Below are 24,615 nucleotides of genomic sequence, written 5' to 3'. Positions count from 1 at the left end.
CGACTTCCCTGCTTGGCGAAAAAAGCTGTGGCCCGCTTCAGGATCTCCCGTTCCTGACGCAGCACCTCGTTCTCGCGCCGCAGGCGCTTGAGCTCGGCGGCCATGTCCTCCTGCCGATCGGCCGGCGGGCGGTCCATCTCCCGCTCACGCCGACCGTCGATCCAGTTACGCAGCGTCGAGAGCCCGACGCCGAGATCGGGGGCTACCTCCCGGCGGGACCGCCCGCTCGTCTGCGCTCATCGCACCGCCTCAGCGCGAAACTCAGGGGTAAAGGTCTGCTTCCGGTCTGCCATCGGAAACCCCCTCCTTCAGGAAAAGAGCTCTCCACTCTCTCGAGGCAAGTCCAGAGCGCCAATAGAGCAATCTAATATTGCCGGGTTATTTTGTGCACCTCACCCCCCGATCTGGCGACCCTGCTCACCGCGCCCCGCTGGTCCTGCTCATTTCGCCATCGCTGCCCGGGCGGCCTGGATCTTCGCCTTCACTGCTTCGAGGTTGAAGCTCGCGCCCTTCTGCATCGGCGGGAACTCGATGGCCGTCATCGCAAGCTTCTCCACCTCCTGTTGGACGAAGGTGAACCGCCAAAATTCGTAGAGAAACCAGTTCATGTAATTCTGTGTGCCGTTCTTGGTCCCATTGTCGGGCCAGCCCGTGCGCTCAAAAGGGTCGAGCCGAAGGTTAGTGATGTAAGGAACATCTGGTTTGGTCTTGTCTCCAAGCCACCCGGCAGGTTGATCGATGAAACGGTATTTGTAATCACCAATCCGCACGGCTCCGAGTTCGCTCTCGCCGAAATACCAGATCTCATTGCGCCTCGACGAGCCCTTGCCGGTGATCAGGTCCATCTGATTGTAGCCGTCGAGGTGCACCTTATAGCTCGCGTCGCCGATTTTTTTGCCCCTCTTCAGTTCCTCGCCGATATCGGCGTTGCCCGCTGCGGCGACCAGCGTTGGGAACCAGTCGAGGCCGGAAATGACGCCGTTCTCGACCTTGCCGGCGGGCACTTTGCCAGGCCAACGAATCATCGCCGGGGCACGGAAGCCACCCTCCATGACCGTGCCCTTCGATTGGGCGAATGGAGTTTGGCCGCCATCCGGCCAAGTAAAAACCTCCGTGCCGTTGTCGGTAGTGAAGACGACGATAGTGTCATCGTCCGCTCCTAAGTCCGTCAGCTTCTTCATCACCGACCCGACGACGTCGTCGAGTTGCGCCATCCCGGCCTCATGGATGGTCCAGCCGTTCTGGGAGTTGCGCAGAGCTTGATACTTCGGTGACAGGTGGGTGGTGACGTGCATTCGGGTGGGATTGAGCCACACGAAGAATGGCTTGCCGTCAGCTTTGGCCTTGTCGATGAAGCCGAGTGCCAGGTCACGGATCTCATCGTCCACCGTCTCCATCCGTTTAGGATAGAGCGGTCCCGCGTCCTCGATTCTCTGCTTGCCGACGACGCCCCAGCGCGGATCGTCGGTGGGATCAGCCACGCTCGTCGCCCAGGAATGGATCATGTTGCGCGGGCCGACCTGACCCAGTAGCTCCTGCGGGTAGCCGGGGTGGGCAGGATCCTCCATCGCATCGAGATGGTAGAGGTAGCCGAAGAACTCGTCGAAGCCATGCACCGTGGGCAGAAACTCGTTCTTGTCCCCTAAGTGATTCTTGCCGAACTGCCCTGTGGCGTAGCCCATCCCTTTCAGCACGGTGGCGATGGTTACAGCCTGGGCGGGCAATCCGATGGGGGCGCCAGCTTGGCCAACCGTTGTCATGCCGGTGCGGATCGGCAGCTCGCCGGTGATGAATGCTGCGCGCCCGGCCGTGCAGCTTGCCTCGGCGTAGTAGTCAGTGAACAGCATACCCTCGGAAGCCAGCCGGTCGAGGTGGGGCGTCCGTCCTGCCATCATGCCACGATGGTAGGCTCCGATGTTCCAGATGCCGATGTCGTCGCCCATGATGACGATGATGTTCGGCTTCTGCCCCGCCGGCGTCGGCTGCTGCTGAGCCTGCGCTGCCGCCATCGGAGCTCTCGATATCAGTCCGACGGTCGTCAATAGCGAAGTGCCGGCGAGGAGCATGTTCCGACGGCTGAGCGCGTTTCCCGGCTCGGAGCTCGTTTGATCCGTTTGGTGCGCGTCATCGTGAGTCATGACCGATCCTTCTCTTTCAGGATGCACCTGAAGCCGACGTGGCTCATGGAAGTATCGACTGGCTGCGCGTGCCGGGCCGCCGGGCGATAGCGGCGGCAGTAGTTCGGCGCGCATAGGTGCGAGCCGCCTTTCACGACCTTGCAGGGGATCAGTACCTGCGGATTGCGCGGGTCGAAGCTGTCCTCCTCGCGCCCGCCATGCGGGTTTCGAGGAACGCAACAGGGCTTCGAGGCATCGACCGGATGGGTCGGTCTGTACCAATCGGACGTCCACTCCCAGACGTTGCCAATCATATCGAAGAGCCCGTAGCCGTTCGGGGGGAACGAGCCGACCGGCGTCGTGCGCTTGTCGGCTCCGGTGGCGGTATTGAGGTGCGGGAAGTCGCCCTGCCACGTGTTGGCCATCTGGCGTCCTGCGGGTTTAAACTCATCACCCCAGGCGTACTCCGCGCCGTCTAGACCACCGCGGGCCGCAAACTCCCACTCAGCCTCGGTTGGAAGTTCCTTACCGGCCCACGCAGCGTAGGCCTCGACGTCGCGTAACGCGACGTGCACGACGGGATGATCGTCGAGGCCCTTGATCGAGCTGCCTGGTCCGTAGGGATGCCGCCAATCCGCACCCCTCAGAAAAGCCCACCACCGAGTCCAGTCGCGCATGTCGCCAGGCTCTCGTGGCGGTAAGAAGGTGAGCGAGCCGGCGTAGAGCACGTTTGACTGTGCGCCCGGATAGTCCTTGGGATCTGGGGGGCTCTCGGCGACGGTCCGGTAACCGGTCGCGCGGACGAAGTCTTTGAAACCGCCGTTAGTGACAGGGGTCTTGTCGATCCAGAAGCCGTCCACGGTCACCCGGTGGGCCGGCGCCTCCTCGGAATAGTGCTTGTCCGATCCCATCCGGAACGTTCCACCAGGTATCCAGCACATACCACGGCGGACATCCGGCATTTTCGTAGGGGTAGGCATGTTAGATGCAGTCGCCGAAGCGCCAGCCATTTTGCACTCCCGTCCGTTATGGACAGATCCCTTGCGCTCAGCGCTGGCGCTATTCGCCTTTGATTCCGTGTGATGCTTCTGAAATTTGCCTAAAGTATCGAATCGCGAAAATCTATTTACATTTGCAGGCATGTCAGCAAGGCCACATAACTGGGTGGCCCGCCGATGCTAACTTCACGAATGCAGTTTTCACGATGCTGTGCTTTGAAGCCGGACCATTGCTGCTCAAGCTGTGAGCGGGCCAGTGTCTCGTCATGCATGCAGCCCTGAACGGTTGCCTGGGAGCTTTGACCGAGCGATGGCGCGTCGCCGCAGATTGCCTTGATGTTGAAGCGCGGCACCTCCGCGGCTTTTGCAGATGTAGCGGTGAGAAGTGCTAGGAGCAGCAGGCTCGGTGGCTTCAACATCGGTTGCTCCCTTCGCTGGAGTTCTCTGCAATTAGCTTTCTTATCCAACGCCGGTCAAATCAGGACGTCGAGCTCTAACACGCGTGAACCCACGCTCAGCGTGGACCGGCAGGTCGCTTCGCCACGTCTGTGATCGGTGTCAGGCCGACAGTGAATCACTTGTGTAGTAAGCGTTTTATATTGATGTATGTCAAGTGGACGCGGTGAAATACACTCGCCTGGAGAGATAAGCTTGGCGGGAGTGCGCCGGCGGCCCCACACTAGGAATGGGAAGCTGGGACACGTGACGGATAATTTATACTGGGCGGATAGGCTGCCGCTAAATCTCAGACTCGCTATTGAATGCAGCTGACCCGCGAAGGGCACACCGACAAGTCACTACCGTTGATGACTCGGAAGGTCGCCGAGTCTGTTGTCGGGGAGATCGCCGGTCCATTTCTGGTGTACGAGCGCTGCCTAGAGACTGTTATGCACTTTTCATAAGCTTTTCGGCCTGCTTGAGCATGAGGCAGACGAAGGCGACCATGTGCAGACCAGCCAACGTACTGGCGTAGCGCTCATAATCCTTGACCAGCCGCCGACAGCGGGTCGCCCAAGCGAAGGAGCGCTCCACCACCCACTGGTGCGGCAGCAGGACGAAACCGCGCTTGGCCTGCGGCGCCTTCACCACCTCCAAGTCGATGCCGTAGGCACGCGCGGCATCTGCGGGTTTGGGGCCGGAATAGCCTTGGTCGACAAAGGCCAGCTCGACGCTGTCGCTCGTCTCCGCCTGAACTTCGGCGGCCAGACGGCCGACCTCGGCCCGGTCGTCGGTACTGGCGGGCGTCACGTGCAGCGCCACGACATGGCCGGGCGTGTCCACGGCTAGATGCACCTTCGCTCCTGATCCTCCCTCGGCTTCGCGGTTCTTCCGCACTTTGCGTGGATCAGGCAGCGAGGAGCACGCGGCGGCGGCGGAGTGCGAAGCTGGCGCGGCCGTACATGGTACGCTTGAGCATCTTCAGCCGACTGATCTGCCCTTCAGCCTGCGCGTTGCTCCAGGGCGTCGTCAGCGCCGCCCGAACCGCCGGCCCGTCCTGCGCCAAGCCAGCCGCGAAGGTCTCCAATGCCGCCACGCCGCAGGGGCGCGTCTCGCGGAGCCATCTGTCGAGTTCGCCGGCCGCATCCACCGGTCGGTCGCCATCCAGGCCGCAGGCGCGCACCAACATCGTGAACCGCCGCGCCAGATCGGCGACGCGTGCTGCCTCGGCGTCCTGCCGGATGCGAGCGAGGTCGGCCGCGGCACGGGGCGGCAACGTCTTGATCGGCTGAACCAGGGTCCAGGCCAAGTGCTTGGGAGAGGCGATCGGTTCTGCTCTGGGAGCCTCCGCGCTCGTCGCTCCGGTTCGCGACAGCCACTTGTGGGCGGTGCGCGACGCCGGCACCGTGCGCCGCTCGGCGACGTAGCGGTGCACCTGCCGATGCGTTCCGGCAAAGCCCTGATCGCGGACCTCGCGCCAGAGCGCCATGGCGTTCTCGCAGCCTTCGGCCCTGCGCTGCTCCAGATGAGCCAGGTAGGGGTCGAGGCGAGACGGAGCGGACCGCTGGATCGCGCGCTCGGGGAAGCTCTCAGCCTGGGCGTACTTGCGCACGGTCGCGCGCGCCAACCTTGTAGCGCGACCGATCGCCAGGAGGGTCTCACCTGCCAGATGACGCCGACGCACGTCCTCGTAGGCCGCAAGCCGCCGGGCACGACGATCACGGCTCATTGTGATCTCGGCGGCGCTGCGGCGGTATGCACGCAGGCGTTCCCCAGGCTGGCGGCCATCCCCGCTGGGTAGAGCGGGCAGCTGCCGCAGCCGGCCATGGACTCGGCCGAGCCAGCGTTCGATCGCCTGGCGCATGTTGAGAAGAAGATGCCATCGGTCGGCGACCTGGAGAGCAGCGGGAGCGCCTGCCGTCGCCGCTCGGGCGTACTCGGTCGAGCGATCGCGGGTGACGATCTGGATGCCGGGATGGCGCCGCAGCCAGTCGGTGACGGTCGCCCCGGTTCGGTCGGGCAGCAGGTCGATCGGGCATCGACGGTCGAGATCGACGAGCAGCGTGCCGTAGGTCCGTCCTTTGCGGATAGCCCAATCGTCGATGCCCACGGCTCGCGGCCGATCCACGCTCGGCAGCGGTAGGCGGTGCACGAGACGCAGGATCGTATCGGGGCTGGTCTGCATCCCCAGATGGCTGGTCAGGCGCGCACCGGCCTCGCCCCCGGCCGCAAGCCCGATACGGGTCTGAGCCTGTGCGAGGCGGCGCGTCCGGCGTGCTCGCGGCGGCATCAGCTGCGGGAGTGATTCAGCGAAGGTGCGACGGCAGCAGGCACTATCATGGCAGTAGAAGCGTCGGACGCGCAGGCGCAGCGTCATGGGCTGACCGATGCTCGGCAGATCGGCCGAGCGGCGTTCATGGCGGCTGTGAACGGCAGAGCTGGTCGTGCCACAGGTCGGGCAACGCCCATGCACACGCCGCGCATGGGCGAAGACGACAAGACGACCGTCGCTCCGGATGACGCGCTCGATGGCGCAGCCCGGCAGGGATGAGGACAGGATCATCCCCCTGGTGAACCAGCCCGTGGCATCCCCGTCACCGCGACCGTTCCACGCAAAGTGCGGGAGAACCGAGAAGCCGAGGGAGGATAACGGCCCCTCGGCTCAAACGTCGAGGGGCTTCTAAACCGGCCAGGCAGGAGTGCGCCCATTGCCAGCATGCAGCTGCGCCAAGCAGCATCTCCAAAGCAGTCATTCGCCGACTTGGATGTTACGGAGCCCGAGTCTCACCTGCGGTCCTTGCCGCGCATATAAGCACCCGCGACCCCAGATGAGCGCCGAGCGCGAGCAGGCCGAGGAAGAAGCACCGCCGGAACATCCGCTCGCTGACCCGGCCTCGTACTTAGCTGCAAGTCCGCAGGCGGTTTCAAGACACCGTTCCCGCCTCAGCGACGTGATCCGCGTTCTACAAGAGGCCGCACACTTGGCCGATCAGCCTGCGGGACGATGACGGTCCGCCAGGCGCTTGATCCGCACCGGGATCGGGTGGATCCTGGCGGCTTGTCCTAGGGAGGGAAATTGCCGTGTCGGACCACGTCTACAAAGTCATCGAGCTGGTTGGCTCATCCACGGTGTCGATCGAGGAAGCGATCCAGGGTGCCATCGCACGCGCCGGCCAGACGGTGCGCAACCTACGCTGGTTCGAGGTGCTGGAGACCCGCGGCCAGATCGAGAACGGCAAGGTGCAGCAATACCAAGTCACCTTGAAGGTTGGGTTCACGACGGATGGGGCCGCAACAGGGGCCTAGTCGTCACTTTGAGACGACCGCCTGAGCGGCAACGAAGGTCCGCTTCTGCAGTTTAAGGATCAGAGGCAGTTACGCGGCTTTCGGCCAAATCTCCTCATTCATCATCGCCGTAACGCTTCGCGCCCTATTCCACCTGCGCTGGATCTCGCTGTGAAACAAGCTCAACGCTGGGATATCGGGTGGGCCCTCCTGGCCTCAACGATAATCTGCCTCGGAGAGCGGCCTGCCATGGCATTGATCCGGCGCTGCATCATCTCAGTCGCAATCAGTTTCGCCGCCATGACCGGGCCGGCCTCAGCCCAACCGATTCACGTCAAGATCGGCGTCCTCAACGACATGTCCGGCGTCTACGCGGATACCGGTGGAAAAGGCTCCGTTGTCGCCGTACAGAAGGCGGTCGACGACCTCGCCAAAACAAACCCGGACGTGTAGGTCGAGGTCGTCTCGGCCGACCACCAGAACATGCCGGATGTCGGCGCCCCCGTCGCTCGCCAATGGTACGACCGCGAGGGCATTGATGCGATCGCCGACGTGCCGACATCCTCTGTGGTACTGGCGGTAAGCCAAGTCACGCGAGAAGAACAAGGTCTTCATCGGCTCAAGGGGCGGATCAATTGCGTTCAAGATCTCCGGCGACGTCTAGATCGGAGGACGACCACACAACGCAGGTTCCGGCATCAGCGGGCCGATCACCGCCCACCCAGCACCCGGCAGGTCGGTTTTATAGCCAAGGCCGGCGCGGCTATGCTGCCGCCGAGTGGTCGGGGTCCACATGGCGCTTCCAGATCAGGCTTCAGCACTCTCCTGGAAGCACTGCCGTCCCGACCACTCAACTCGGATCAACCAGCCTTCGGACGAACTCTGATGATGGGCACGGTCCAACCTTCCGATCAATGAGCGTTGGCCTTCCCCGCCAGCGGACAACCCCCCTCCGACAACGGTCTAAAAGCCTGCTCTGCCGGAATCGTAGCGATCAATTTGTAGTAGTCGAACGGGTACTTCGACTCAGCTGGTGATTTAACCTGAAAAAGGTAAATGTTGCGCATTACGCGCCCGTCCTCGCGAATTGAACCGTTCTTCGTGAAGAAATCATTAATCGGCAATTCCTTCATTTTTTGGACAACCTTCGTAGCGTCGTCAGTCCCAGCGGCCTCAATGGCCTTTAAGTAATGTGTCACGGCGCCGTAGACGCCAGCGTTGGGCATGGTGGGTACCTTGTTGACCCGTTTCAAGAACCTTTTCGTCCACGCCCGTGTCTCGTCGCTCATGTCCCAGTAGAATGCGGAAGCCAAGAGTAGACCCTTCGCGTTCTGCAAACCCATACTGTGGACATCCGAGATGTAGGTCAGAAGCCCGACGATCTGCTGGTTCTGTGTGATGCCGAATTCGTTCGCCTGCTTGATAGAGTTGACCGTGTCGCCGCCGGCATTGGCGAGGGCTATCACCTTTGCACCCGAGGCTTGCGCCTGGAGCAGGAAGGAGGAGAAGTCCTGGGTATCCTGTGGGTGCCGGACGGCGCCAAGGACTTTTCCCCCGGCGGTGTTAACTACCGCCATGGCGTCGCGCTCGAGTGCATGGCCGAAGGCATAATCCGCGGTAATAAAGAACCAGGTGTCAGCCCCACGCTTAAGCAGCGCGCCGCCGGTCGCGTGGGCGAGCGCGTAGCTATCGTATGTCCAATGGACGCTGACAGGAGAGCAGGCCTTTCCGGTCAGGTCGGACGAGCCTGAGGACGAGATAAGGAAGGCGCGGTTCTTATCCCGAGTGATCTCTTGCACGGCAAAGGCGATCGACGAGACCGGCACGTCGACGATCGTGTCTACCTGCTCGCGATCGATCCACCGGCGGGCGATACTAGCACCGATATCCGTCTTGTTCTGGTGGTCGGCGGAAATGACCTCGATGCGCTTGCCGAGCACGGTCCCGCCGAAATCCTCAACTGCCATCTGGGCGGCAGTAACGGAGCCGATGCCGCTAAGGTCGGAGTAAAGGCCGCTCATGTCTGCGAGCACGCCAATCTTGACAACGTCGTCCGAGATCTGCGCAGAAGCGTTGGTAACCAGAAGGGTGCAGGTTGCCACTGCAATGAGCGTGCATTTCCAATTTTTCAAGACGTTTCTCCCATCGAATTTTTAGCATTACTGATGTTCGTCGTGCATCGTGATCGAATTAGATCTAGAGTTGATGATCGACGTCCTTAGATTTGACATAGTAGACGCAGCAATGGAACGTAAGCTGGGCCTTCATCGATCTAATCGCCGGGATCTAATAGATAATTCATCGCGCTAACACGTCAAACCATTGGTTATGCTTGCCGCCGGGCGGACGCAGGCGTCAGGTTCGCACCACTTGCGCCGCAATAGCAGCTGCGATGACGAGTAGGCCAATTCACGTCCCGTGATCCCGATTGTCCATCCGTAGCGCTCCTCTCAAGCCATCCGACTAGGCCGGACGCGAAATCCAAACTGAGCCCGACACTCAGACGGCGCATCTTTTGTTTAACTTGAACGTCAACACGTCTCGCATGAGATCGTCGGTAAGTTCCGCATTAGATAGCGCTGCACCGCCCGCTGATGCGGCATGTTCTGCCCATCGTGAACTTTCATCGAGTCTTATTCTCCTTACGCGGCCGATTATTTTAACTCGAGGCTTGAAATGCGGGCAAGATATTTTTCGTTTGTAACCATTTGTTTTTCATAGGACTGCAAAGCCGCCTGTTGTGCTTGGCGTTCTAAAACGAAGAGGTCGGCGTCAGGACCGCGTCGGAAGTGGGTTCTGAAGCACGGCGGATAGGCAGAGTTAACTTGGCAGCTCACTTAAGCCATGTGACCATCCCAACAGCAGCCAAGGAGCAAGCTAAGCCAACGGCAAAAAGTTGGTTATGAGAGCCAGTATGGCCGAAAGCAAATGCGAGGGCGAGGGAACTCACCGCCTGAAAGACAGCAAAGCTGGCTGTCGTGTATTGCCATATGACTCCTGCAGTCTCACCTGCGATCTCACGTGTCCGGCCGAGTGCCACTGCTGTTGCACCGATCCCTCCAAATCCCCCTAGAAATGCTCCAAGAAGCAGGCAGAAGGCCGGGGGCGCTAGTACGAGCGCGACCCCAAACGCCTGGAGAGCGAACCACCACTGGATGGTTCTTGCGCCCCCCCAAAGATCGATTGCGCGCCCGGCCGTGAGAGTTCCCGAAAGGGCGCCGAGGCCAAAGAGCATCAATGCGTAGCTAGCGAAGCTGAATGTGTGGCCCTGTCCCCGGACCACAAGATCTGCGAGATAAACCATATGTGGAACCATGCCGGCGCCCGCGATTCCGTAAGCCACTATCAGAGCGGTCGCGCTGCCGAAGTTTGCCCCCTTTGATGGCTCGAGAATCTGAGTCTGCGGCCAGGCCGGTCGAGCGAAGGCCCAAAGAACAACCATGCAGCCTGCGAGGACAATCCAAGTGGCCGATAGTCCCCAGGTTAGGAGCGGCGGCATCGCGAGCGCCGTGACAATGATCCCGGTTCCGACACCTGATATAACGATACCACCTGCGGTTCCGCGTCGGGCGGGTTCCACGACGGCCTGCACCGCTGGACCAGCAAGGGACATGAGGACACCGCCTGAAACTCCGGCGGCGCTACGCCAGATCGCCAACCAGACCACGCCACCATTCCAGCTACAGGCAAAGAAGGAAAGCGCCGTCAGCAACATACCGCAATCAAGCGAACGCGGGACTCCGATGCGCTTCGCTATGAGCCGGCCGCCGGACACTCCGATGAGATAGCCCACCAGATTGAGAGCGCCCAGCAGACCTGCACCACCCCCATTCAGCCACCCGGCGGTGACCATCGCTGGGAATAAGGTGAGGTAAGCAAAGCGGGCAAGACCGACCCCAACGAGCGTCGCTGAGGCACCGGAGAGAGCAGGGCGAATAAACCGAACTCCCACGACACTGATTGGCCCGGAGGAAAAACAATGGTCGGGCTCGGCCTGCTGCTTCACAAAATGTCCCTTCACCGAGTGAGAACTTGGGCTACTTCTTTTTTCCCGAGCGACGCTCCAAACAGAATCCGAGTTTTACTTGCAATTGGAAGTGACCAAACGAGCCGTCGCTCGCGGAATGCCCTCCAGCTTCAGTGACCTGAAGCCACTCAGGACGGTCGATTGTCTGTTGTGCGGTCGCGATCGCCCGCCGGATCAAGCCATCTCTGCAAGAAGGTGACGAGCCGTAGGTTTTGGTCACAGAATAAATGTGGCTTATCGCTACCTTCATTGTTGCTCAAGTGCGATCAGAAACGGCAATGCTCTCAAGTAGAACCGCGCGTCAGGACGGCGTCTTACCCCCGATGCTCTGAGTGGCGTCCGCCGCGGTTTGGATTAACCGTCTAGTAATGACCTCAATTTTGTCGCAGGGCACTTTTCCTTCAGGGCCCCAAATTGTAATTGCCAAGACAACGTTTCCGGGTACATCGAAGACCGGAGCCTGAGCAAAGTGAAATTCGTAACGTTTGCCAGTTTTTAGCGGCCCGGGGTTGTAGCTGGTTGCGGCGTCCGCAAGCAATCTAAGGAGGTCCTTCTCGGTTATCGCGGCATCGCCGATGCTGGTCAGGAAGGCCGCGCGCTCCCATTTGAGGCTCACCTCGTGGCCGAAGCCGATAGCGCAGCCACGCGAGCGGATATTCTTAATCATTTGCATGCACGATTGATGGTCCAGACAGAATTCGCCTCCGCAATGGGAGAGCCACTCTGACTGTTCCTCCGGCGTTCCCCAAGCCGCGAAAGCGCCACCAACCGGCGGCATAAACGGCAGCCGCTGGCCGACACGCGTGGGGAAATCTACTGTACGCGACCGTCCGAATGAGCCGACTAGAATAATCTCGGACTTCACGCGAGCGACCGCAGTCACCTCCGTGTCGAACTCGCTCGCTAACCTCTCGAGCGAGGGCCGAATGCGATCGAGCAACCTCAACTTGTCGAGGATCTCGGCCTCGCCGCTGATCATCGATTGGGCGGTGAACGTGCCGTAGCCACCACGGTAGAACAGAAGCGGCGTAGCGGCCGCGCCGAGGTCCAGATCCAAGACCCGGCCCAGCACGATCAGATGGTCGCCAGCCTCGTATTCGGTTACCTTCACACATTCAATCTGCGCAATGGCGCCGGCGATCACAGGATTGCCAAACTCGGACCGACTCCAGTCGATATCCGAGAACTTGTCGGGCCGCTTCGATGCAAGATCGCGACAGACGTCCAGCTGGTGCGCGCCCAGGACGTTCACGCAGAAATTGTCGAGCTGCTGCAGCTTCTGCCAACTGGACGATTTCTTGTCGGGCATGAAGGAAATCAGCGGCGGGTCGAGCGAAGTCGAGCCGAAGCTTCCGACAACCATCCCGACGGGGGCACCGTCCGCGCCGCAGGCGGTAATTACCGCGACGCCGGTGGGGTACTGTCCGAGGACCTCGCGAAAGCGACTGGCCGAGATGGCCGAGGACGACGGTTCCATCTTGCTCCCTTTCGAGGTCTAAGAGCGGCAAATCTGACGACGATGAGATTGCCGGCGACGAGTTAACCTGACCTGGCGTTTGGAGCGAGCCGAGTAAGAGGCGGCTGAATGGCTGTGGCCGTGGGACGCCGGAAGGCCAGATTAGATGAACAAGTGCCGACAGTGGTCGATGTTCGTTTCAATTTTTGCGATTTTCAGCAGCGGCAGCGCGATAGGCAGCAATTCGTCTATGGATACCCGGCCGTGCAGCCGAACGCGCGAGACTGGCTAAATCTCTGTCATCTGCGACTTGATCCTGCCGAACGTTGGCGAGCAGATCGCTCATCGCCGTAGAGCTGAGGTCCTCGATGCTTGTCCTCACTGCCGTGATGATGCTGTCCCAAGCCTCACGTTCTTCGAGGTGGGTCAGCAGGCCCACCTCGCGTGCTTCGACACCAACGAGTGTAGAGTTCGCAAGAAGAAATTCGCGCGCCTTCTGCTCCCCAAGAAGGCACCCGAGCCTGCGGGTACCGAGAGCGATGCCGAAGCGGTAGCCGGGGAAGCGGAAGCGGCAGCCGGGTGCACCAATCCGATAAGTAGACGCGGCCACCAAGTCCGCGCCTGCGCCAAAAACAGCCCCATGCGCACACGCTATCGTCACGAAGGGAGCGCGCCAGAGCAGTTGGAGTGTCTGCTCGATCCGGACGAAGCGCAGAAGCAGGTCCCCCTCTGACAGGTCGTCCACGCCTGTGAAATCGAAGCCGCCGCAGAAGTTCTTCCCGTTCGCATCAAGCACTACGATACGGGCGCCTGTTTCCGCCGCCTCTTGGAGGGCCAACAGCAACACGTTACAAAGTGTGTCATCGACCGCGTTTGCTTGATTGGGCCGATTGAGCGTCAGGCGTAAGCCGCAGGCTCCGAGATCGCTGACGATGACCGGACCGTTCATCAGTCATTTTCCTTGATCCAGTCGCGCGCGACCTCCTTCGTGTGTTCCCCTAAGGTCGGTGGCGGCCGATCAATTTTGAATTCGAAATCGCTGATTGCGATGGGAAAGCCAACGGTCGTCGTGCTGACGCCGTTGGGCAGCGTGAGGTTATGGAGCAATCCCATGGCCTGGACATGCGGATCAGCCAGGATCGAATCGAAGCTGTTGACTGGAGCGCAGGGGATACCCTGGGCATCGAGTTTCGCGAGCCAGTGCGCGCGGGGCATGGTGCTGAAGATCGGCTGCAGGAGATCGAATAGCTCGGCCTGATGGCGGGCGCGCAGTTCTTGGGTCTCGAACCGCGGATCCGCGGTGAACTCCTCCCTCCCCACGACGCTGCAGAATTTTCGCCAGAGCTCTTGGTTACCCGCTGCAACGACGAATGGGGCATCCTCTGCGTCGAAGCCCCGGTAAGGGGCGTTTCGCGGGTGTGCCGAGCCGAGGCGGCGTGGAACGGCACCGGTGCCGAAGTACTCGCTTGTCTGGAGTGCAGAGATCCCCAAGAGGCTCCCAAGCATTGAGCAGTCAATAAAGGCGCCCTTGCCCGTCTCCGTTACCTGCCGCAGTACCGCCGAGATGCAATAGGCAGCATAGAGGCCGGCGCAGAAGTCTCCGACAGGAACGCCGCACTTCACGGGCGAGCCACCGGGCTCCCCCGTGACGCTCATCAAGCCGCTGATGGCTTGGACGGTAACGTCGAAGGCTCCCTTTTTCGCATAGGGGCCAACCTGGCCGTAACCGGAGATCGAGCAGTAGACGATCCGGGGGTTCAGCTTGGCTACGGCTTCATAGCCGAGGCCCAAACGCTTCAGGACGCCCGGCCGGAAATTCTCGATGATGACGTCGGCCGCGCGGCAGAGCTCCTGAAGATGGGCGACTTCAGCCGGGGCCTTGAGATCGACAGTGATGCTGCGTTTATTGCGATTCAGTGACGCGAAGTTGCCGCTGAAGCGGCCGGCGTGCTCACGCCCCTCCGGCGCCATCAGTGGCGGCCAGTCACGCATACCGTCGCCGCCGTCTGGCCGCTCAACCTTCACCACGTCGGCACCGAGGTCGGCCAGGAGCATGCCGACGTAAGGGCCAGCTGCAATCTGGCCAAACTCAAGGACACGTAGACCGGAAAGTGGTCCGTTGCTCGTGCTGCTCATGCCCGCAAACCCGCTTGCTTCATCAGAGGAAGAACATTATTCCCGAAGTATTCGAGATCCGGCAGGTAGTCGAAAAAGTTCACTTGGACGCCGTCGCAGCCAGCCGCGTGCAGCTTTATAAAGCCCTCGACGATCTGCTCGGGTGTGCCGACGAGGTGGACGTTCCCGCCGATCACCCATTGGGCGCGGCTGTGTCCGCGCCAGGACTTGGTATCCCCGCCCACGAAGGTCTGCACGAAGTTGTCTGCTGCCACGGGGTCCTCATGCTCCAGGATGCGACGGTAAGCATCCTGCGCCTCTTTCTCAGTCGGGCGGCAGATCACGTGGGGATTGATGATCGTCTTGACCTGCCGTCCGTAGGAGGCGGCAAGGTCCTTGATGCGGGCGTTAACCGGCGGCAGGGTCTCATAAGCCTTGGCCGGCTCGGCGCCGCCGGGGCTGGTGATGAAGATGAAGTCCGAGTGCTTCGCCGCGTAGGCCAGCCCGGCGCCGGACGAAGCCGCGTTGACCAAGAAGGGGCGGCGGGCCCCCGGCCGTGGCGCAAGGAAGGCCTTCTCCGTCTTCCACCAGCGCCCATTGAAGGTCAGGTTCTCATCCTCGGCCCAGAGGCGTTCCAGGAGCGTCGTGAACTCGTCGGCCATGTCGTAGCGCAGGTCGTGCTCGATCATGTCGAGGCCGAACATGCGGTACTCGCTTGGCTTGTAGCCGGTCACGACATTCACGCCCCATCGACCGCCACTAATGTGGTCGAGAGCGGCGCCGAACTTCGCGAGGTGCAGCGGGTGCCAAGCGTAGAGGATGTGGACCGTGTTGATGAGCACGATCTTCTTCGTCATCGCCGCCAGCGCGGTGTTGACGATGATCGGATCGAGTTCGTGCTCGCGGAAGCGCATCTCGCCACCATATCCGCCCTTGCTCATCCATTGCGCAAGGCCGAAGGCTAGATCGAACCCTAATTCCTCCGCTTTCAGCGTGCATTTCGATAGATAATCGAAGGTCCAAGAGGTCGTCCGAGGAGCGCGAGAGGGGCTCCAAGCGCCCTCCTGCATCGGCAAGAAGAGTCCGAGAACGAGCTTGTTCTTGGGAAGTCTATCAAGCGGCGAGCGCGTCTCCATATTGGTGCCAGATTCTTCGGGTGCCGAGCGGTTCGGTGTGGCGGCGTCGTCCGACATGATCTGAATTCCAATCTGCGAAAGGGCTCATTCGGAGGCGACTGAGGGCGATAGGCCGAAGACTGGATCCCCTGTGGCGCCCGAATCTACTTTGTCGTGCGCCGCATAGTCTTCATAAAACGGATCGCGCAGGAGCGAGGCGAAGCCAAGGCAGATCAGAGCGATAACGGCCAGATAGCAGCTGACCGCCGTTGAGGTGCCATATGCATGAAGCGACCAGGTCGCGGTGATTAGCACGGAGCCGCTGGAAGACCTGAAGCCACTATCTAGTTGCATGACGTTCTTGCATCGCAGGCGGCATCCGTCGAGACCACCCTATCAGCATGCTGGTGCATAAAAAGCGCATTATTTTGGAGCTGATTGTTCGATAAAAGCGAACTTGGCGTGCAGCGCACTAGGAACTGGAATTATTTTGCCCTTGGGCTCCGGGAGCGGCGGTTCCGTCGCCAGCTGAGACGATGCCCTGGAGCTGCCATGTCGATCTCTTGCTCCGTAGATTACCGCCAATGCACACTCTGGCTCTCGCGCAGGCGGGTCCCTTAGTTCCAGGCGAGGCAGAGACGGCCGTGAACATCAAGCAGCTTGAGACCTTTTTGGAGATCGCGCGCTGCGGGAGCTTTACCGGTGCAGCGGATAGATTAAATGCGACAATCTCGACTGTGTCAGCTCGGATTCAGGGGCTTGAGCAGGATCTCGGAGTGTTATTGTTCGATCGAGTAGCCCGGAAGGTGCGTTTGACGGCAAAAGGGCGTGAACTGCAGATCTATGCGGAACGTGCCGTTGCCGCGTGCTCTGAAATCCGTTTGAGGGTGGGTAGCGGGGAGGCTTTGTCGGGCGTTGTCCGTCTCGGCGTAGCAGAACTGGTGGCGGTGACCTGGCTGCCAAATTTTGTCGAGTTAATTCACCAAAATTATCCACGGCTAACACTAGAGTTGAGCGTTGCCCTGACCGCCGACCTTCAACAAATGATGGCGCACGGTGAGATAGATCTCGCATTGATGCCATGCTTGCGTTTCGACCCTAATCTCTCGGCCCGATCGCTCGGCTACGTTCGCTTTGCCTGGATGGCAGGCCAAGCGATTTCATTGCCGGACCGAGTGATCGAGCCCTGTGATTTCCGCGACCTTCGTGTTCTCTCTTTGGGCAAGAACAGCTTCCATCACCGGACCGTCGAGCATTGGCTTAGCGCTCGCGGTCACGAAGCGAGGGCGGTCGATCTCTGCAACAGCATGGGGGCAATCGCCTCGCTGACCCAGGCCGGAATAGGGGTTAGTCTGCTTCCGGTCCAGTGCTACCAACAAGAGATTGCTTCGGGCGCATTCCGAGTGCTTGCGACCCGGCCGGAGGGTCCACTGGTTGAGTTTTTCTCCGTGCACGCGTCGCAGTGTTCGACGTCAATTCCTTTTTTGATGACCGAAATGGCCGTGCGAGCGAGCACGTTCGAAGTCTAAAATGTCTTAGCTCGCCTCGTAAGAGACGTTTCTGCTGGGAGACGGGGGTCCGAGTCTTTGGGCGTGCGGAGAGCCGGATGTCGTGCGAGCTTCGGGCTCTCGGATCCGCTCGTATCGGGCGGAACAAGGCATTCCTGACCAAGATGCCTCATGTGAGGCGAACCGGCTGAAGGCGGCGGGACCCGTCTTTGGCGACGGCAGCAAACCCGGTCGAGTGCCGGTCACACACCTGCCCCGCTCGCCCGACCTGCCGTCGATCGGCCCGGCGGACGAACTTCGACCCTCAGGCTGCCTTCACGTGCGCGGCCTCCGGAACCGGACCGGTGGCGAGATACCGCCACAGGGCGACCAGCAGCTTGTGCGCCAACGCGACCGCCGTGGTCTTGCGGATGCGGCCGCGTCCCCGTGCCGACCCGCTCGACAAACCAGCGGGCGAAACCGCTGCCCGGCCGTTCAGGGCCGGGAAGCGCAGAGCGCTTCCCGGCGGGCTCCCTCCTGTCAGAGGCTCGGGTGCAGGCCGCGGACTGGGCTCACGCTCTCCAATACGGAGGCGGCGTTCAGCAGCGTCGTCTCCGCCTGCCAGCTTCCCACCAACTGCACGTTGATCGGCAAGCCCTCGCGACTCGTCCCGAACCGCATCGACAGCCCGGGCAGGCCCGTCACGTTCAGAGGCACGGTCGCGCCCTGCAGGTAAGTCAGGTCGACGGTCTCGCCGTTGACGACGAGTTCCTGGATGCCGTGCTTGTGCGCCGGGACCGGCAGCACCGGGGTCAGGAGGACGTCGTAGTCCCGGAAGTAGGCCGCGTAACCGTCCCGGAGCCGCTCCGCCGCCTGCTCGGCCGCGACGTAGTCCTCCATCGACGTGTCCGGCAGCGACAGCATCGTCTTGACCATCTTGTACATCTGCGCCTCGTGTCCGACGGTCGCCTCGCGGAACGCCGGCTTCATCTCCATGACGTGGAGCTTGTTGAACACGTCGAGGGCGAAGTCGCGCTCCAGAGCCGGGATGCGCACTTCTTCGACGTGGTGACCCTCGCCCTCGAGGGCCTCCGCCGCGGCCTGGACGGTCGCCGCAACCTCGGGGTCGATGGGGCCGAAGCCCGGCCCGACCATCCAGCCGACGCGGAGCTTGCGGTCCGGCGCGGCGCCGACGCCCGCGTCGAACGGGACGGTGCTGGTCGCGAAGGAGTCCTGCCCGTCGGGGCCGGCGAGTTGCGAGAAGGCGAGCGCGAGGTCGCGGATCGAGCGCGCCATCGGGCCGACGTGCCAGAAGCGACGCGGCGCGCGCGGCCAGATGCCGGTCATCGGGACGCGCCCGTGGGTCGCCTTCAGCGAGACGATGCCGGTCTGCGCGGCAGGGCCGCGCACCGAGATGGCGAGGTCGGTGCCGAGACCCAGCGGCGACATGCCGGCCGCGATGGCCGCCGACTCTCCGCCGCTGGAGCCACCCGGCGTGCGGTCGAGGTCCCACGGGTTGTTCGAGCGGCCCGAGAGCAGGTTGTCGCTCTCGATCCAGTAGGAGAGCTCGGGGAGGTTGGTCTTGGCGAGCAGGATGCCGCCGGCCTTCTTCATACGGGCGACGCTGGTGGCATCGGCGTCGGGGGTGCGGCCCTTGAAGATCGGCGAGCCGCGCTGGGTGAGCACGCCGGCGGTATCGATGCTGTCCTTCACGGTGAAAGGCACGCCGTGCAGAGGCCCGAGCTCCTTGCCGGACATGACCGCCGCCTCGGCTTCCCTCGCGGCGGCCATCGCGCCCTCCGCGACCGTGACGATGGCGTTCACCCTGGGGTCGACGGCTTCGATGCGGTCGAGATGCGCCCGCACGACCTCGACGGGCGAAAGCTTCCTGGTCCGGATCAACTCAGCCAGTTTGGTCGCGTCGGAAAAGATAATGTCCTGGATCATGACTGCTTCCCTACCTGTCGTTAGGCAGGTATGAGCTAGGGCTGGATTTTCGCGACGTCAACCCCTAACTAACGATCGTTAGTTTCCCGATTCGACCCGGAGGTAAGGGTGAGTACGAGCGCGAAGGAGACGATCCTGGCCGCCGCCAGGAAAACCGCGCAGGCCCATGGCTACGGCGGACTGAGCTACCGCGACCTCGCCGCCGACGTCGGCATCAAGGCGGCGAGCATCTACCACCACTTCGCCAGCAAGGCGGATCTCGGCGCGGCCGTGGCGCGACGTTACTGGGAGGACACGGCGGCCGAGCTCGACGCCATGCTGGCCGAGACCGGCGACCCGATCCGCTGCCTGCAGCTTTACCCCAACACCTTCCGCAGGTCGCTTGAGGACGGGAACAGGCTCTGCCTGTGCAGCTTCATGTCGGCCGAGTACGCCAATCTGCCCGAGGCCGTGCAGCGGGAGGCGCTAGGCTTCGCCGACGTCAACGTCGCCTGGCTCGCCAAGGTGTTGGTCATGGCGGGGGTAGTGAAGCCCAAGGACGCGGAGGCGCGAGCGAGGGCGATCTTCGCCGCTGTGTCCGGCGCTCAACTGTACGCGAGGAGCCGCTCGGACGTCTCGCAGTTCGACAAGTTGATCGACAGCTACCGCGCCTCGGGCCTCCTGCCGGCCTGAAATGGGACGCGCGTCCGGCTGTCATGCCGAACGCACCTCGGGTTTGTCTCGACGTGTCGTGCCCCGCCGGTCCTCAGGCGCGCGCGAGCAGGTCGAGAAGGCGCTCGGCCGCGGGTCCGGACGAGGCCGGGTTCTGTCCGGTGATAAGCAGCCCGTCCCCGACTACGTACGGCTCCCAATCGCCGCCCTTTGAGAACGCGCCGCCGTTCCGCTTGAGCTCGTCCTCGACGAGGAAGGGAACCACCTCTGTCAGGCCGACCGCCTCTTCCTCAGTATTCGTGAAGCCAGTGACGGCCTTGCCCTCGACGATTGACCTGCCGTTGGGCGACTTGGCATGACGCAGCACGCCGGGGGCGTGGCAGACGAGGGTGACGGGCTTACCGGCCTGGAGGGTCGTCTCGATGAGACGCACCGAGGTGGGGTCCTCGGCGAGGTCCCACAGCGGACCGTGCCCGCCGGGATAGAACACCGCGTCGAAGCCCTCGTGTGTGACCCCGTCGAGGCGGGCCGTGTCCGATAGCACGGCGTTTGCTTCGCGGTCTGCCTCGAAGCGTCGGGTCAAGTCGGTCTGGAAGCCCGGCTCGTTGCTCTTAGGATCGAGCGGCGGCCGACCGCCCTTGGGCGAGGCCAGGACGACCTCGGCGCCGGCGTCCTTAAACACGTAATAGGGGGCGGCGAGCTCCTCCAGCCAGAAGCCGGTCTTACGGCCGGTGTCGCCGAGCTGCTCGTGGGAGGTCAGAACCATCAGGATCTTCATCTTCATCGTCGTTCTCCAGGGTTAGTGTGAGGCTGTCGTCCGCATGCTCGGGAAGCCGTTTCGACCGGGCCGAGCTTCTACTAGTGGGCGGGTCAGTTGTGGCGGGCCGCCCCGTCGATGGAACGCTCGGCGGTCGCCTCGCGCGCTTGCCTGGCCTCAGTTCTCCTGGGCGCCGCGTCCGCATGGCGGATCGCCTCAGGGTCGGCCATGCGAACGGCGCCGATGATCTCCAGGGTGATGCGCTCCTCGGCCGATGCAGCGGAGCCGCCGAACAGTGTAGCCCCGAGTTCGGCGAGCAGCAGATAGGGGGCGACGGGATGTGCGGTTCGTAGGGTCATGGTTCTATCCTCGCGTCGACTATTAGTAGACTGGTCGTCTATTTTTTAGGCATGGGCATGCCGAGCGTCACGGTTAGCTCATTCGGTCAGGCTAATTGCGGGTTCAGGATGCGCTGCGTCGTTTTCATCGCGGCGTCGAACGGCGCGTCGGTGCGCTCGATCTTCGCCATTAGGCTCGCGCCGAGCCAAACGTGGTAAAGGGTCTCCGCAGTCGCACGCGGGTTGCCGTCTACCCTCAGCGACCCCTCGGCAACCCCCGCCTCGATGGCGCCGGTCACACGGTCGATGATCCTGGTCGTGCCGCTCTTGAGAGCCAGCCGCATGGGCTCAGACAGGTCCGAGACTTCCGCCGCGAGCTTAACCGCGAGGCACTTGCGCTGGTAATCGATGCTGCCCTGCGTCGCCTGCCACTTGCACCAGTAGTTCATCAGGCGCTCCGCATGGCTGAGACCAGGCTCGGCGAGGGTGGCGTCGATGTCGGCGAGGTATTCCTTGAAGTAGTCGGCCAGTAGAGCCTCGCCGAAAGCCTCCTTCGAACCGAAGAAGTGGTAGAACGATCCCTTCGGCACACCGGCCGCGGCCAGGATCTCGTTGAGACCGACTCCGGAGAACCCCTTCGCACCGACGATGCGGTGGGCGGTGTCGAGGATGCTTTGCCGGGTGTCGGCGTTGCCGTTCACGTGTGCCATGATGCTGACATAGGATCGATTAGACCGGTCGTCTAGAGGAGCTACGATAAAAAGGGGTGGAGCTTCTAACTTGCAGCTGACTGACCGATTAAGGCAGCGGTTGGCCAGCCGGCAGCCGGCAGCCGGCAGCCGGCAGCCGCGGCCTCAGCCGTTGTCCCTGCTGCGCAGATGAGCCCGTTGTCGGCATCAAGCGCGTCCGCTGCCAGACCTACAGGCAGAGGGCGCATGTCCGTTTCCTGCTGCCCCTAGCCCTGAAGCAGGCCGGCGGCTTTCGGCCAGAATACGCCACGCTGAATCGCGGTCGCGTGCACGACCGGACGTTCGGCGAGGATTGATCCAAGAGAGATGGGGCATTGGACTCCCGGGAAAGCGGAGGCGTAATCGGCACCGGCTCCCCCCGGGACAGTAGAGAGACGATCGAGCCCCGTGGCCCGGGTCCTGGGGAGGGTGCGATCCATAGTTTGAAGTTCGCACTCGACTCGGACGGCGCTGAGGCGACCCATTTCTCGTACCTACCGGAACGGGGTCACCCTGACGGGAACTCGGACGTTGCATCCGGGCACAAGAAGCATCACACACGCGACAGATCCTCGGACCGTTCGGCGCGCAGCCCTTGAGTGAGGTGCGCCGAAGAGTCGGCAGTTCGGCGCCGTCCGTGATCATCCAGACAATAGGAACACGTGATGAAAACGCGCGCCGCGGTCGCGTGGGAGGCTAAGAAGCCTCTCACGATCGAGACCATCGACATCGAGGGCCCCAAGGCCGGCGAGGTTCTCGTCGAGTTGATGGCCACCGGCATCTGCCACACCGATGCCTACACCCTCTCGGGCCTCGATTCCGAGGGCAAGTTCCCGGCGATCCTCGGCCATGAGGGTGCGGGCATCGTTCGCGAGGTCGGCGCCGGGGTCACCACGCTGAAGCCCGGCGACCACGTCATTCCGCTCTACACGCCGGAATGCCGCAACTGTAAGTCCTGCCTGTCCCAGCGCACCAACCTGTGCACCGCGATCCGGGCGACCCAGGGCCAGGGCGTGATGCCGGACGGCACGAGCCGCTTCTCCTGCGTCTCCACCGGCGGCAGCCCCTCCGGATCAAACACCGTGTTCCACTACATGGGCTGCTCGACCTTCTCGAATTTCACSGTSCTGCCCGMSATCGCGCTGGCCAAGATCCGCGAAGACGCCCCCTTCGACAAGATCTGCTACATCGGCTGCGGCGTGACCACCGGCATTGGCGCGGTGATCTACACCGCCAAGGTCTGGCCCGGCGCCAACGTGGTGGTCTTCGGTCTCGGCGGCATCGGCCTCAACGTCCTCCAGGCCGCTCGGATGGTCGGTGCCGACAAGGTCATCGGCGTCGACATCAACCCGGAGAAGCAGGCCATGGCCCGCAAGTTCGGCATGACCCACTTCATCAACCCGAACGAGGTCGGCACCGACAAGGTGGTCCAGGCCATCGTCGATCTCACCGGCGGCGGCGCCGACTTCTCGTTCGACTGCACCGGCAACGTCCACGTGATGCGCCAGGCGCTCGAGTGCTGCCATCGCGGCTGGGGCGAGTCGATCGTCATCGGCGTGGCCGAGGCCGGCCGCGAGATCTCGACCCGTCCGTTCCAGCTGGTCACCGGCCGCGTTTGGAAGGGCTCGGCCTTCGGCGGCGCCCGCGGCCGCACGGACGTGCCGAAGATCGTCGACTGGTACATGGAGGGCAAGATCAACATCGATGATCTGATCACCCACACTATGCCGCTGCAAGAAATCAATCACGGCTTCGACCTCATGCACGAGGGCAAGTCGATCCGGTCCGTGGTCGTCTACTGACAGTCGACATCCCTTCCCCGTGCGGGGAAGGGCCAGGGTGTGGGTTGGTCGGGTGACCCTCGGCCGGCCGAGGCTGGCCGAGCCACCCCCACCTTCAACTCCTCTCCGCAAGAGGGAGGAGAGCCGCGACTTCCCGAAGTCAATCAACTCAGCCCACTCGCAGGAGATCACAGCCGATGGAAACCATCTCGAAGGCCCGCGCCCATGGCGGCACGCAGGGCGTCTACAAGCACGATGCACAGACCACCGGATGCCCGATGACCTTCGCGGTGTTCGTGCCGCCCCAGGCCGAGAACGGCCCGGTTCCGGTGTTGTGGTACTTGTCCGGCCTCACCTGCACGCACGCCAACGTCATGGACAAGGGCGAGTACCGCGCGGCCGCCGCCGCGCACGGCGTGATAATCGTAGCCCCCGATACCAGCCCGCGCGGCCCCAGCATCCCGGACGAGGACGGCAATTGGCAGTTCGGCTCTGGCGCCGGCTTCTACCTGGATGCCACGCAGGCGCCCTATGACACAAATTACCGGATGTGGAGCTACGTCACGAAAGAACTGCCGGCGCTCATCGCTAAGGAATTCCCCGCCGACATGACCCGCCAGGGCATCTTCGGCCATTCCATGGGCGGCCACGGGGCACTCACCATCGCGCTCACCTACCCGGAGCGCTTCAAGTCCTGCTCCGCCTTCGCGCCGATCGCCCAGCCCTCGACGGCCGGCTGGTCGAAACCAGCCTTCGAGAAGTATCTCGGTTCCGACCCGGTCGCCTGGCGTGCCCACGACGCCACTGCGCTGATCGAAGACGGCAAGCGCTTCCCCGAGTTCCTAGTGGATCAGGGCACCGCCGACAGTTTCCTGCAGGACGGCCTTCGCCCCTGGCTGCTGGAGGAGGCCTGCAAGAAGGCCGGCATCGCGCTGACCCTCAATATGCGCGAGGGCTACGATCATTCCTACTTCTTTATCTCAACCTTCATGGCCGACCATATCGCCTGGGCGGCTGCGCGCCTGAACTGATATTGTCAGCACGCTCAACGTAGTCGGGGAACAATGCCTTCCGACATCGGGTGCAAGGTGCCGTCCAGGGCGCCTGCGGGTGGGGAGCGATCCGACCACTTTCGGGAAGCCCTGGCGAGGGCTTGTCACGTTGTCGGACGTAGCCGCAGGAAATCGTACGCTGGCTAGAGCCGTGCCCGGCCGCGTTGCGACGGGTTAGCGGTTTGCCGCGTTGAGTGGTGAAGGAGCCCTCGATGCCTTCACCGTTGTCTGTCGATCTGCGCGAGCGTGTCGTGGCGGCCGTGGCCGAGGGCGCCTCCTTCCATCGAGCGGCGGCCCGGTTCGGTGTAAGCGTGTCGAGTGCC

Annotated in this window: 20 protein-coding genes and 5 pseudogenes; 7 read left to right on the top strand and 18 right to left on the bottom strand. The window is 62.5% G+C overall.

What is annotated here, in order from left to right:
- The 6 genes and pseudogenes from AC1DXK_RS23320 to AC1DXK_RS23295 all read right to left on the bottom strand — a co-directional run.
- Positions 1 to 293 (bottom strand): annotated as a pseudogene (locus AC1DXK_RS23320) (transposase); the annotation flags it as partial.
- Positions 294 to 440: 147 nt separating this feature from the next.
- Positions 441 to 2,009 (bottom strand): arylsulfatase, encoded by a 1,569-nt coding sequence (locus AC1DXK_RS23315; RefSeq protein WP_477299208.1) that lies wholly within the window; start codon positions 2,007 to 2,009, stop codon positions 441 to 443.
- A 125-nt stretch (positions 2,010 to 2,134) separates the two neighbouring features.
- Positions 2,135 to 3,028, bottom strand: coding sequence for a formylglycine-generating enzyme family protein (locus AC1DXK_RS23310; RefSeq protein WP_456686318.1), 894 nt, complete (start codon positions 3,026 to 3,028; stop codon positions 2,135 to 2,137).
- 215 nt (positions 3,029 to 3,243) lie between these two features.
- On the bottom strand, positions 3,244 to 3,534 hold the full coding sequence (locus AC1DXK_RS23305; protein WP_456686319.1) for a hypothetical protein: 291 nt from the start codon (positions 3,532 to 3,534) through the stop codon (positions 3,244 to 3,246).
- Positions 3,535 to 4,000: 466 nt separating this feature from the next.
- Positions 4,001 to 4,417 (bottom strand): annotated as a pseudogene (locus AC1DXK_RS23300) (transposase); the annotation flags it as partial.
- 43 nt (positions 4,418 to 4,460) lie between these two features.
- A complete protein-coding gene (locus AC1DXK_RS23295) occupies positions 4,461 to 6,116 on the bottom strand; it encodes an ISL3 family transposase (RefSeq protein ID WP_477299205.1) in 1,656 nt (551 codons plus the stop codon).
- Positions 6,117 to 6,634: 518 nt separating this feature from the next.
- Between AC1DXK_RS23295 and AC1DXK_RS23290 the strand changes: the two genes are divergently transcribed.
- Both AC1DXK_RS23290 and AC1DXK_RS23285 read left to right on the top strand, forming a co-directional pair.
- Positions 6,635 to 6,859, top strand: a complete 225-nt coding sequence (locus AC1DXK_RS23290; RefSeq protein ID WP_456685700.1) for a dodecin — start codon at positions 6,635 to 6,637, stop codon at positions 6,857 to 6,859.
- 228 nt (positions 6,860 to 7,087) lie between these two features.
- Positions 7,088 to 7,472 (top strand): annotated as a pseudogene (locus tag AC1DXK_RS23285) (ABC transporter substrate-binding protein); the annotation flags it as partial.
- A 29-nt stretch (positions 7,473 to 7,501) separates the two neighbouring features.
- On the opposite strand, the pseudogene AC1DXK_RS23280 reads toward AC1DXK_RS23285, so the two are convergent.
- From AC1DXK_RS23280 to AC1DXK_RS23245, 8 genes and pseudogenes are all read right to left on the bottom strand, one after another.
- Positions 7,502 to 7,633: pseudogene (locus AC1DXK_RS23280) on the bottom strand (IS5/IS1182 family transposase); the annotation flags it as partial.
- Between the two features lie 116 nt (positions 7,634 to 7,749).
- A complete protein-coding gene (locus AC1DXK_RS23275) occupies positions 7,750 to 8,970 on the bottom strand; it encodes an ABC transporter substrate-binding protein (protein ID WP_477299203.1) in 1,221 nt (406 codons plus the stop codon).
- Positions 8,971 to 9,671: 701 nt separating this feature from the next.
- Positions 9,672 to 10,844: a YbfB/YjiJ family MFS transporter gene (locus tag AC1DXK_RS23270; protein WP_456685698.1), complete on the bottom strand. Its 1,173-nt coding sequence runs from the start codon at positions 10,842 to 10,844 to the stop codon at positions 9,672 to 9,674.
- Positions 10,845 to 10,875: 31 nt separating this feature from the next.
- Positions 10,876 to 11,115: a dodecin domain-containing protein gene (locus tag AC1DXK_RS23265; RefSeq protein ID WP_477299201.1), complete on the bottom strand. Its 240-nt coding sequence runs from the start codon at positions 11,113 to 11,115 to the stop codon at positions 10,876 to 10,878.
- A 51-nt stretch (positions 11,116 to 11,166) separates the two neighbouring features.
- Positions 11,167 to 12,342 (bottom strand): flavin reductase, encoded by a 1,176-nt coding sequence (locus AC1DXK_RS23260; RefSeq protein ID WP_477299199.1) that lies wholly within the window; start codon positions 12,340 to 12,342, stop codon positions 11,167 to 11,169.
- A 178-nt stretch (positions 12,343 to 12,520) separates the two neighbouring features.
- The gene (locus AC1DXK_RS23255; protein WP_456685695.1) at positions 12,521 to 13,270 is read right to left on the bottom strand and encodes an enoyl-CoA hydratase/isomerase family protein; all 750 of its coding nucleotides are present in this window, start codon (positions 13,268 to 13,270) and stop codon (positions 12,521 to 12,523) included.
- A complete protein-coding gene (locus AC1DXK_RS23250) occupies positions 13,270 to 14,457 on the bottom strand; it encodes a CaiB/BaiF CoA transferase family protein (RefSeq protein ID WP_456685694.1) in 1,188 nt (395 codons plus the stop codon). Before AC1DXK_RS23250 ends, AC1DXK_RS23255 begins: the two co-directional genes overlap by 1 nt.
- Positions 14,454 to 15,629, bottom strand: a complete 1,176-nt coding sequence (locus tag AC1DXK_RS23245; RefSeq protein ID WP_477299196.1) for an LLM class flavin-dependent oxidoreductase — start codon at positions 15,627 to 15,629, stop codon at positions 14,454 to 14,456. The genes AC1DXK_RS23250 and AC1DXK_RS23245 overlap by 4 nt, the downstream gene beginning before the upstream one ends.
- 566 nt (positions 15,630 to 16,195) lie before the next feature.
- Between AC1DXK_RS23245 and AC1DXK_RS23240 the strand changes: the two genes are divergently transcribed.
- Positions 16,196 to 17,080, top strand: coding sequence for a LysR family transcriptional regulator (locus AC1DXK_RS23240; protein ID WP_457108762.1), 885 nt, complete (start codon positions 16,196 to 16,198; stop codon positions 17,078 to 17,080).
- Between the two features lie 498 nt (positions 17,081 to 17,578).
- Here the strand turns inward: AC1DXK_RS23240 and AC1DXK_RS23235 are convergent, their stop codons facing one another.
- Complete coding sequence (locus tag AC1DXK_RS23235; RefSeq protein WP_457108763.1) at positions 17,579 to 18,985, bottom strand: amidase; 1,407 nt, start codon at positions 18,983 to 18,985, stop codon at positions 17,579 to 17,581.
- A gap of 108 nt (positions 18,986 to 19,093) precedes the next feature.
- Between AC1DXK_RS23235 and AC1DXK_RS23230 the strand changes: the two genes are divergently transcribed.
- Positions 19,094 to 19,657, top strand: coding sequence for a TetR/AcrR family transcriptional regulator (locus AC1DXK_RS23230; protein ID WP_457108764.1), 564 nt, complete (start codon positions 19,094 to 19,096; stop codon positions 19,655 to 19,657).
- Positions 19,658 to 19,730: 73 nt separating this feature from the next.
- Here the strand turns inward: AC1DXK_RS23230 and AC1DXK_RS23225 are convergent, their stop codons facing one another.
- The 3 genes from AC1DXK_RS23225 to AC1DXK_RS23215 all read right to left on the bottom strand — a co-directional run bounded on the left by AC1DXK_RS23225 (position 19,731) and on the right by AC1DXK_RS23215 (position 21,432).
- Positions 19,731 to 20,414, bottom strand: coding sequence for a type 1 glutamine amidotransferase domain-containing protein (locus AC1DXK_RS23225; RefSeq protein ID WP_457108770.1), 684 nt, complete (start codon positions 20,412 to 20,414; stop codon positions 19,731 to 19,733).
- A 92-nt stretch (positions 20,415 to 20,506) separates the two neighbouring features.
- Positions 20,507 to 20,752 carry a hypothetical protein gene (locus AC1DXK_RS23220; RefSeq protein ID WP_457108765.1) on the bottom strand — a complete coding sequence of 82 codons (246 nt, stop codon included), beginning with the start codon at positions 20,750 to 20,752 and terminating at the stop codon, positions 20,507 to 20,509.
- 86 nt (positions 20,753 to 20,838) lie between these two features.
- On the bottom strand, positions 20,839 to 21,432 hold the full coding sequence (locus AC1DXK_RS23215; protein ID WP_477299193.1) for a TetR/AcrR family transcriptional regulator: 594 nt from the start codon (positions 21,430 to 21,432) through the stop codon (positions 20,839 to 20,841).
- A 692-nt stretch (positions 21,433 to 22,124) separates the two neighbouring features.
- Between AC1DXK_RS23215 and AC1DXK_RS23210 the strand changes: the two genes are divergently transcribed.
- The 3 genes and pseudogenes from AC1DXK_RS23210 to AC1DXK_RS23200 all read left to right on the top strand — a co-directional run.
- Positions 22,125 to 23,261, top strand: a complete 1,137-nt coding sequence (locus tag AC1DXK_RS23210; RefSeq protein ID WP_477299191.1) for an S-(hydroxymethyl)glutathione dehydrogenase/class III alcohol dehydrogenase — start codon at positions 22,125 to 22,127, stop codon at positions 23,259 to 23,261.
- A 176-nt stretch (positions 23,262 to 23,437) separates the two neighbouring features.
- Positions 23,438 to 24,271: an S-formylglutathione hydrolase gene (gene fghA, locus AC1DXK_RS23205; RefSeq protein WP_457108768.1), complete on the top strand. Its 834-nt coding sequence runs from the start codon at positions 23,438 to 23,440 to the stop codon at positions 24,269 to 24,271.
- A 233-nt stretch (positions 24,272 to 24,504) separates the two neighbouring features.
- A pseudogene (locus tag AC1DXK_RS23200) lies at positions 24,505 to 24,615 on the top strand (IS630 family transposase); the annotation flags it as partial.

This window comes from Methylobacterium sp. P3_A11 (assembly GCF_056403155.1).
The sequence above is the reverse complement of the archived record's forward strand: the minus strand, read 5'-3'. Positions and strand labels throughout refer to the sequence as shown.